This is a genomic window from Enterobacter sp. CGMCC 5087 (assembly GCF_003144775.1).
Classification (GTDB): Bacteria; Pseudomonadota; Gammaproteobacteria; order Enterobacterales; family Enterobacteriaceae; genus Enterobacter; species Enterobacter cloacae_M.
The window spans coordinates 1-622 of record NZ_QFXN01000113.1 but is presented as its reverse complement, the minus strand read 5'-3'; the positions used below and the strand labels follow the sequence as shown (position 1 = coordinate 622).

The 622-nt window shown below is 47.1% G+C and carries 1 protein-coding gene; it reads left to right on the top strand.

Going from position 1 to position 622, the window contains the following annotated elements:
- Nucleotides 1-152: 152 nt before the first annotated feature.
- A partial coding sequence (locus DEO48_RS11210; protein WP_109845197.1) for a hypothetical protein occupies nt 153-622 on the top strand: 470 nt, incomplete at its 3' end.

Sequence of the window (622 nt, the reverse complement as noted above, 5' to 3'; positions counted from 1 at the left end):
GCGATCGAACACGATGCGAAATCATGATCGACTACGGTGCGAACTGGCGATCGATCACCGTGCGAATATGCACCTCCCCGATAAAGTGCCGGAAGTAAAAGGTTATACCGGCTGGGATCATATGCGTTGCGATATGGATGCGGGGCGATAACATGAAAGGATTATGGACAAGTCTTACAGCTGCAGCTGTATTTATGGCAGTTGGTTGCCAGGCGAAAGAGCCACCGACGCAGGTTGTATACCGTTTCGATGACCATCGCTATCTGGAGCTGAAGGGCTGGGACTGTGAAGGAGAACTCTGGTATGTCGATGCTAAGAAAGGCATTCATTCGCAAATAGCCAGTCAATTTTATCGAATTTTCACGAAAAAATTTGTGCATCCTTCAGAACGCTATATTGCCATTCCCTGGTGGGGGAATGTAACGGGTGGTTTTTCAGTATCGAAAGACTATGGACAAACGTGGGTAAAAGGTGGTGCATCAATGTCATCGGGAGAAAATGAACCTGATGGAAGTAATGCCCCTTATTACGACGACGTTCTTTCTTTCACAGTCGTCAACGATCAGGGTTTTTTACAGACGAAACACCGGCTGTATATGTCGTCAAAGCCGTTTGATGACCC